This is a genomic window from Rhizobium sp. YIM 134829 (assembly GCF_046546455.1).
In genome coordinates, this window is the sequence record NZ_JBKHKI010000009.1 from 43,517 (window position 1) to 49,895 (window position 6,379).

The following is a 6,379-nucleotide window of genomic DNA, read 5'->3' on the forward strand; positions in this document are numbered from 1 at the left end:
CAGGGCAACACGGCAACATCATCTCGGAAGCTTCCGGTTTCAATCAAAATAGGGGCTCCGTTGGGGAGCTCACATGACTGAGAGTGTGGTGTTTACAGCTAACGAGAGTTCACACGAAATATTCGAGGCGGCTCAGTGAAGGAATTCTGTCAGGCGCGACCACATCATCCGCAATGATGAGGCGATCCCTCCAGAACGACTTGTTATAATATTGATTTCGTGGGATAAATCATAGATGTCAGCAGCGGGGATCGTCGAAAAGTATGTGAGTGGGCAACATAGGCTGAGATCGGGCGACGTTTTTGCGTTTCTAAATCGGAACTTGCAATCAAAGTGGCGATCCAAACTCGCTGAAATCGCAGAAAAGGGCGAGCCGCGTGGCAGCAAACCATAGTACATCACCGAAAGCGTTGACTGCTGCCCGTCGCCGCGAGGCCGCTAAGCCAGGCCGCGACAAAATGATCGGTCGCGGATCCGGCCTCACTCCTCGTGTGCGGCAAGCCATCGATCGGCTCGTCTTTGGTGACGAGACCGACCGAACCGCTGTCATCCGCCTTGGGGATGCAGCGGCTTCTGTTGGCATCACCTCCAGAGCTCTGCGTGCGGCGATGCTCAAGCCTGCAGTCGATAGCTATTACCAGCAGCAGATGGTCGCGCTCCGAAACGGCGAGAGAGCTGCAAGCATTCGAACGATCGCTGAGATAAGGGACGACCCTGCTTTGAAGGGCAACGCTGCAGGGGCGACCGCGCGCCTGAAGGCCGCGACCGCTTTAGCATTCGATCCGCCGGGGGCGCCGCAGGTAAACGTTCAATTGAACACGATGACGCAAGTGACGCCCGGCTACGTAATCGATCTCCGACGAGAGAGAAGGGAGCCGATCGAGCATGAGGGGGGCTTACCGCAAGCAGCCCAGCAGGCAGGCTATGAGGACGCGTAAGCAGCCCCCGCACCCCCCTCTTTCCTGCCTGCGCCTGCTCGCCCGGGGGTGGGGGCAAAATTCCGCGCGCGCGCGCGCAGTCCACCCTCAAGCGCAAGTGCCGCACCTTCAGACATCGCCATGAGAAAAATTTTCACTATCAGGAGACATCGCGTGGCTGACACCCTCAAGCTACTGCCAGCTATCTTTTCTTGGGACCTCGGTTCCGTACTCGTTGACCTCGGCGACGGGCTCGGCCGTCGCCCGCTGCAAGAGGTGTTGGACGAAGCTGATGAGGACATCGCTATTGCCAGCAAGATCGAAGAAAACGTGGCTTTGCTCATTCGCGCACAAGGCCGTTGTGCCGCAGAGACTACGGAGCGCTCTGGTACCCCTCAGGCAGATGGACACAGTTTTTCCACCTCCAAACATTCCTAAGACAACCCGAATACGCCGCTATTGGTGAAAGTTACTGCGTGTCGAGAAAAGGATCAGATAAATGAGCATTGCGAATTGCCTTTCTCGCCTGGTGCAGTCCAAACGGATCTCTCAGAAAGCGGCTGACGACGCGCTAGCGCTGTACGAGGGCATGCAGCGCCGCCTGTATCCGACCATGGGCCCGATGTCGTCTGAGGCTGCCGGCGCGCTTGAGGCGGCCCGCGTCATGAAGGAGGCGGCGGAGCGGCGGAAGCTCATGGCGGCGAAGCAGGCGATCGCCTACACGACCGCGCTGAACCGGATGCAGCAGCACCCGAGCGGGCTGACGGCCGGACTTCAGAGCATGATCGTGCGCGACAACCTTGAGGCCGGCGAGGCCATGGGCAACGCGATCCACATCGACGGCCATAGCGAGAACGTCACGAAGCGGCTGCTCGGCATGATGAACGGGGCGATGGAGCCCTATGCCTCGCGGCTCGCCGGCCTGAGCCAGGACACCGAATCCATTTGGAATGTGGTGCGAGAGCTGTTCGGTAAGGACACCGGCGACCAGGCGGCGAAGGCGGCGGCGAAGGGTTGGTCTGACACCACGGCCTATGCGGTCGAGCGAGTGAAGCGCGCGGGCAAGCCGGTCTCTGTGCTCGAAGACTGGCGGTTGCCGCAAAGCTGGGACACCAGCCGGCTGCGCAAGTTCTCCCAGGCAGAGTTCACGAACGACCTGATGACCGAATATGAGGCCGGCAATCTACGCGTCATCGATGCGGAAGGGCAGGGCGACGCGCCCCGGGCCGCGGTGGGCGGCATCATCGCGAACGCCTATAATGACATCACCCTCGGTCGGACCGGTAACGGCGGCGCGGCCGGCTTCACGAACCAGTTGCGCGTGTTCCGCTTCCAGTCGCCCGACGCATACATCCGGCTGATGAAGAAATACGGGATGGGCGACGGCGGGCTCTACAACACGATGATGGGGCACTTCGGCGGCATGGGCCGGGAGATTGCCTCTGTCGAGATCCTGGGGCCGAATTATCAGCATAATTTTAAGAAGCTGCTTGATGCCGCGCGCCGGGGTGACGCTTCCCGGGAGAGGACAGTAGGGCAGAAGATCGCCAGCATCGTGTCGCTGAACACCCCGGCGGCGGTGCAGCGGACCTTTGACGCGGCGACGGGCAAGCTCGGCATGGCGCAAAGCGAGCTGATCGCTGGCATCGGCGGCGGCATGCGCAACATCCAGACCGCAGCCCGGCTCGGCTCGGCCACCATTGCCGCGCTCCCGGGCGACAGCTTCACTGCGGCGCTGGCGGCCAACGTCAACGGCATCCCGGCGACCGCGGTGCTCGGCCGGCTGGTCAAGGATCTGACAACGAACCGGGAGGGCGCCGAGGCAATCGCCCGGCAGATCAACCTTACGGCGGCGTCAATCATGGATCATGCCATCGGCTCGAAGCGTTTCGCCGATGAGGTGGTGGGGCAGGGGCTCACAGGTCGCATCGCCGACACCACGATGCGCGTCACCGGCATCAACGTCTGGACCGAGGGTCTTAAGCGAGCCTGGGGCATGGAGTTCAACGGCTTTATCGCACGCCAAGCCGACGTGCCTTTCGACAAGCTCGATCCGGCCTTCAATGGCTTCCTCCGCCGCTATGGCTTCACGGCCGAGCAGTGGGACAAGCTGCGCGCGACGCCGCCGATCGAAGCAGACGGCGCCAAATTCTTCGACATCAACGGAGTCGAGGACCAGCTTCTGGCGGACAGGCTGATGAACGCCATTCTCGACGAGCGGCGCTTCGCCATTCTTGAGCCTGATGCCCGGGTGCGCGGCGCGATGGCCGCTGGACTCCAGAGTGGCACAGTCACCGGCGAGCTGATGCGCTCGGCGATGCAGTTCAAGAGCTTTCCGATGACGTTCATGATGACCCATATGATGCGGTCGGCCATCCAAGACGGAGCTTGGGGAAAAAGCATGGCGGGTCTTAAGCTCGTCAGCCTCATGACCATCGCCGGTGGCGTGGCATCTCAAATGCAGTCTCTTATCGCCGGTCGAGACCCCCAAGACATGGGGACACAACAGTTTTGGACACAAGCTTTCTTGCGCGGCGGTGGTGCAGGTATGCTCGCAGACATCCTTACAGCAGGCGTATCGCGCGGCGGTGATGGCCTAACAGAATATGCTCTGGGCCCTGGACCCGGTGCTGTTTTCTCAGGAGCTGGCGATTTCATGCAGTCTGTGGCCGGCAACAAGGAGATGACCGGCAAGATGCTGGCGCAGCACGTCAAGGCGTGGACGCCGGGCTCGTCGCTGTGGTTCGCCAAGATCGCGACGGACCGCCTGCTGTTCGACAATGTGCAGGCCATGGTCGACCCGAATTATCGGCGGACCTTCGCCCGCTATGAGCGGCGGATGAAGAAGGAATTCGGCCAGTCGTTCTGGTGGGCGCCCGGAGACAGTTTGCCAAAGAGGTCGCCGAAACTTCCTTGAAGGTCAAGCGGTCCCCTATCGTCCACGCGATAGGAGACGCTCATGATAAATTCCGCCGCAACAGGCTACATCGCAGCATTGGCCACATGGCGGATCAATTGGGTCTCAAGCCTGGTGCGATGTGCTAGGCGACCCGCATCCCCTCCCGCCAGACCGATGTCACCAAAGGCGGTTGGCGGGGGGTGGTTCGGATGCGGATGAGGTCGGCGCGGCGGCCGACGTCGTTGCGGCCGCGGTCGTGCAGGCCCGCTGCGTCGGCCGGATTGGCGGTACCAGCCGCACGGCGGCGGGAAGGTCGGTCAGTTCCTGCTCCGACAGCAGGAAAACGGCCTGGAGGAGGCTGAAGGGGACATAGTCGGAGGAGAAGATGTCCAGCGCGCCCATCAGCACCTGAAGCCCGCTTTCCCGAGACAGAGCGGCGGCTTCGCGCGTTGTCGGGAATTCGGCCAAAGCAATGCCGAGCGTCAGTCCCTCCGCGACATGTTCCGGCGTCGCGTCGTCGTGAGAGGCGATGGCGATGCCGGCGGCATGGCAGTGCGCGGCAAGTGTCTTGCGGTTGCGGTCTGAATAGGCCTGCGAGTCGGCGATGCGCCGCTGGCTGAAAGTCTCGAAAGCGGCATCCGAAAGCTTCTTCTTGCCCTAGTAGTAGATGCGGAGGCCTCGAGGCTGACGAGTTGGCGCTGGCCAGGCGCATGATCCATCAGCGAGGCCAGGCGCACGCGGTCATTGCCGCGGATCCGCTCGAACTGGTCGACAACGTCAGGCACGGAGACTTCGTAGCGCACGTGAATGAAGTGCTCCGCCGCAGCCGCCCGGCCGCCGAGGCTGCGGAGATCGTGTCCGCCATGTCGTCGGCGATGCGACAGAGCGAGCCTATCGCCGCGGTGACGTGCTGGAGAAGCGCCGTAAGCTGATGCTGGCCTAGGCACAGCCATTTGCCAGCCGGCGCGCGCCGGAGAGCCGAAGGCGCCACCGGTTGATTACGCCGGCGCCGACCAGGACATCTTTTCTTGAAGTACTGAGAGCATGCCCCGCACTCTGCTACGCATCGCCGCTGCGCTGCTCGCGCTCGCCGGCTGCCAACCATCGAAGAGCATCAAGCTGAGATCGACGAGAGCCTGTACGCCAGGCTGGAGGCTTTGGACGGCTCGACGATCGCGCAGTTCACGGCGCAGACTGGGACGCTGCCGGCCGACGCGTATCCGGTCCAAGGTGGACGCATGTTCGTCTTCCGGACTGATCCCGTCATGATCACGATCCCGGCGACCCAGGTCACGCCAGCGATCACGCGCACGGCGCACTGCCAGCTGCTGATCCAGGCCGAACCGATAGACAGCCGCGGCACCGCAGATAACTGGAAGATCATCGGAACGCAGCGGACCGGAGCGTGCAACATTCTAGCGATTTAGTCATGCAGTCCGGCTTCCAGTGGTGTCATTGTGACTTTGCGCGAAACGCCACTTGACTGAAACTTTCTCTCGATCAGCTTCGTAACCGTCTCCAGTCAACGAGAGTAGCCTAGTCGAGGCCCTTCTCATGGCGAGCATTTTCGATCCTGGAAAGGTCGAAGCCCTACTTGACTGCGCCAGGCGGGTCTGGGTCGCGCAGTACACCGAAGGTAAGGACCGCCCAATGTATCTAGTCGAGAGGGTGAATGATCCCGAGTTTCCGAACCTGCATCCACCTTGTGGATGGCAAAAACGGCTGGAACCTCATAGGTCGAGCGTTGAACGACCCTAAGTATTAGCAACGCGGCGAAATCGTTGATAGGCTGCCTCATGCACGCGCGCTCAGGCTTCGAACTTAAAGTCGTGGCCTGAACGTGCGGGCTCGATGGTCATGCACAAGCGGCGTTCAAAATTACCGGGTGATTTGTTCGATCTGCGCCCCGCTATTGGGTTTGGCGGGGCCAAGAACCGGCTTCTGGCCGAGCGGCGTTGCCTGCTGCGGCTGGAAAACTCCCTTGCCGTCGATCGATCTGCCGTCTGACCAGCGGCCCGGCGCCGGCACGCTGCCATCGGCCATGAAGCCGAGCCAGGCATAGCTGAACTCCTGCTGTTCCTGGTCCTGCGGGAAGCTGTTGGGGATCGGGAAGGCGCCCGTGGCCCCGCCGAGCTCCTCCAGAGCGGCCATCCACTGGTTCTGGTGCATGGTGTCGCGGGCGATCAGGAAGGAGAGCATCTCCTTCATCCCCGGATCGCTGGTCATGTTGTAGAGCCGCACCGCCAGCACGCGGCCGGTCGATTCCGCCGCGATATTTGCGGTCATGTCGGCGGCGATATTGCCGCTTGCATAGATATGCGCCATGTCGAAGGGCACGCCATCGGAGTCGACCGGCATTGCGGAAAGCCCGCTGGACAGCAGGTTCTTCATGTTGATGCCGTTCAGCACTGAGCCGCCGACCGCGTCGGCGCTGATATCCTCCTTGACGCTAAGCGGGGCGCCTTCGAGATTGAGCGCGACGGCCGTCGCCAGCATCTCGATATGGCCGAATTCCTCCGTTGCCGTGTTGAGCAACATGTCGCGGAACTTCGGATTGCCGCGT

The 6,379-nt window shown here is 61.8% G+C and carries 6 protein-coding genes; 4 read left to right on the forward strand and 2 right to left on the reverse strand.

From position 1 onward, the window contains the following. The first annotated feature begins 377 nt into the window (after positions 1-377). The 3 genes from ACLE20_RS15025 (at position 378) to ACLE20_RS15035 (ending at position 3,834) form a co-directional block, all read left to right on the forward strand. Positions 378-938, forward strand: a complete 561-nt coding sequence (locus tag ACLE20_RS15025; protein ID WP_410941124.1) for a hypothetical protein — start codon at positions 378-380, stop codon at positions 936-938. A 153-nt stretch (positions 939-1,091) separates the two neighbouring features. Continuing rightward, a complete protein-coding gene (locus tag ACLE20_RS15030; RefSeq protein ID WP_410941125.1) occupies positions 1,092-1,355 on the forward strand; it encodes a hypothetical protein in 264 nt (87 codons plus the stop codon). A gap of 61 nt (positions 1,356-1,416) precedes the next feature. Beyond that, positions 1,417-3,834 (forward strand): hypothetical protein, encoded by a 2,418-nt coding sequence (locus ACLE20_RS15035; RefSeq protein ID WP_410941126.1) that lies wholly within the window; start codon positions 1,417-1,419, stop codon positions 3,832-3,834. Positions 3,835-3,993: 159 nt separating this feature from the next. Here the strand turns inward: ACLE20_RS15035 and ACLE20_RS15040 are convergent, their stop codons facing one another. Beyond that, on the reverse strand, positions 3,994-4,284 hold the full coding sequence (locus ACLE20_RS15040; protein ID WP_410941127.1) for a hypothetical protein: 291 nt from the start codon (positions 4,282-4,284) through the stop codon (positions 3,994-3,996). A gap of 689 nt (positions 4,285-4,973) precedes the next feature. On the opposite strand from ACLE20_RS15040, the gene ACLE20_RS15045 reads away from it, so the two are divergent. After that, a complete protein-coding gene (locus ACLE20_RS15045) occupies positions 4,974-5,243 on the forward strand; it encodes a hypothetical protein (RefSeq protein ID WP_410941128.1) in 270 nt (89 codons plus the stop codon). Between the two features lie 451 nt (positions 5,244-5,694). On the opposite strand, the gene ACLE20_RS15050 is transcribed toward ACLE20_RS15045, so the two are convergent. Then, on the reverse strand, positions 5,695-6,379 hold a 685-nt coding region (locus tag ACLE20_RS15050), incomplete at its 5' end, for a manganese catalase family protein (protein WP_410941129.1).

Excerpts from the sequence above, each read along its gene's own strand:
- ACLE20_RS15035 (WP_410941126.1), top strand. The coding sequence starts at position 1,417 with ATGAGCATTGCGAATTGCCTTTCTCGCCTGGTGCAGTCCAAACGGATC.